The sequence below is a fragment of the Streptomyces sp. SID1328 genome (genome assembly GCF_009865595.1).
In the GTDB taxonomy this organism is placed as follows: domain Bacteria; phylum Actinomycetota; class Actinomycetes; order Streptomycetales; family Streptomycetaceae; genus Streptomyces; species Streptomyces griseoluteus.
This window is the reverse complement of sequence record NZ_WWKH01000121.1, coordinates 1-1,633: the sequence shown is the minus strand read 5'-3', so window position 1 is coordinate 1,633 and position 1,633 is coordinate 1. Positions and strand designations below refer to the sequence as shown.

Sequence of the window (1,633 nt, the reverse complement as noted above, 5' to 3'; positions counted from 1 at the left end):
CCAGGCGCTTCCGGGCGCGGTAGGCGGCGACGTTCGCGCGGGTCGCGCAGCGGTCGGAGCAGTAGCGGCGGGAGCGGTTGGTGGAGGTGTCCAGGTAGGCGTTCCGGCAGGGGGCGGCCTGGCACAGGCCCAGCCGGTCGACGCCGTACTCGGTCAGATGGAACGCCAGCCCCATCGCGGCGATGGCCGCGTAGCCCGCGGTCACGTTCGACGGGTGATCGGCCAGGTGCATGTGCCACAGCGGGCGGCCGTCGTCGTCGCGGTGGTCGTGACCGGAGATCTGCGGGCTGACCGGGAACTCCAGCAGCAGGGAGTTCAGCAGGTCCACGGCCAGCGTCTCGTCCCCCTCGTCCGCCGCCTCGAACACCGCGCGCAGCCTGCCGCGGACCGAACGGAAGCGCGTGACATCGGCGTCGGTGGCGCGGCGGGCCGCCGACGCGTTCCCGCCGAAGAGGTCGCGTACGGCCTCCACCGAGGTCAGGGAGTCCTTGCCCTGGCCCGGCTCCTCGCTGTTGACGAGGCGTACGGCGTAGTCCGAGTAATGGGCCAGTTCCACTTGTAGTCCTTACGAGGGCGCTCTATGGTCGTGTCTGCGGTCGGGTAATGGCCGGACGCACTTCCAGGGTATTACGCGTGCGCGGAAGGGGATGGGGAATCGTGACCACCATAGGTACGGGGACGGACTGGGCCGCCTGGCAGGAGAGCTGGGACCGGCAGCAGGAGTGGTACATGCCCGACCGCGAGGAGCGGTTCCGGGTCATGCTCGACATGGTGGAGGCGTTCGCCGGCACGGCCCCGCGCGTGCTCGACCTCGCGTGCGGTACGGGCACGATCACCGCGCGGCTGCTGGCGCGGTTCCCGGAGGCGACCAGCACCGGGATCGACCTCGATCCGGCCCTGCTCGCCATCGCCCGCGGCACGTTCGCGGGCGACGACCGGGTGACCTTCGTCGAGGCCGACCTCAAGGACACCGGCTGGCCGGCGGCGCTGCCGTACGGCTCCTACGACGCCGTGCTCACCGCCACCGCCCTGCACTGGCTGCACACCGAGCCGCTCACCGTGCTGTACGGGCAGCTCGCGGGGCTGGTGCGGGAGGGCGGGGTGTTCATGAACGCCGATCACATGACCGACGAGTCCACGCCCCGGATCAACGCCGCCGAACGCGCCCAGCGGCACGCGCGGATGGACCGGGCCAGGCGGGACGGGGCCCTCGACTGGGCCGAGTGGTGGCAGCTCGCCGCCCAGGACCCGGTCCTCGCCGGCCCCACCGCCCGCCGCTTCGAGATCTACGGCGAACACGCCGACGGCGACACCCCGTCCGCCGCCTGGCACGCCTCCGCCCTCCGCGAGCAGGGCTTCGGCGAGGCCCGGCCGGTGTGGTGCTCGCCCTCGGACACGCTGCTGCTCGCGCTGAAGTGACGCACGGACGGGGGGCGGTACGGGATGACCCGTACCGCCCCCCGGGGTGTCCGTGACGGCTACAGCACCTTCGACAGGAACGACTGGGTGCGTTCGTGCCGGGGGTTGGTGAGGACGTCTCGGGGGTGGCCGGATTCGACGACCACTCCGCCGTCCATGAAGACCAGGCTGTCGCCGACCTCGCGGGCGAAGCCCATCTCGTGGGTGACGACGA

The 1,633-nt window shown here is 72.0% G+C and carries 2 protein-coding genes and 1 pseudogene; 1 reads left to right on the top strand and 2 read right to left on the bottom strand.

Annotation, left to right across the window (positions count from 1 at the left end; all coding sequences use genetic code 11):
• Nucleotides 1-556: CGNR zinc finger domain-containing protein (locus tag GT030_RS03895; RefSeq protein WP_161199848.1), on the bottom strand; the 556-nt coding region annotated here is incomplete at its 3' end.
• 101 nt (nucleotides 557-657) lie between these two features.
• Between GT030_RS03895 and GT030_RS03890 the strand changes: the two genes are divergently transcribed.
• The gene (locus tag GT030_RS03890) at nucleotides 658-1,419 is read left to right on the top strand and encodes a class I SAM-dependent methyltransferase (RefSeq protein ID WP_346009556.1); all 762 of its coding nucleotides are present in this window, start codon (nucleotides 658-660) and stop codon (nucleotides 1,417-1,419) included.
• A gap of 59 nt (nucleotides 1,420-1,478) precedes the next feature.
• On the opposite strand, the pseudogene GT030_RS03885 reads toward GT030_RS03890, so the two are convergent.
• Nucleotides 1,479-1,633, bottom strand: a pseudogene (locus tag GT030_RS03885) (ectoine/hydroxyectoine ABC transporter ATP-binding protein EhuA); the annotation flags it as partial.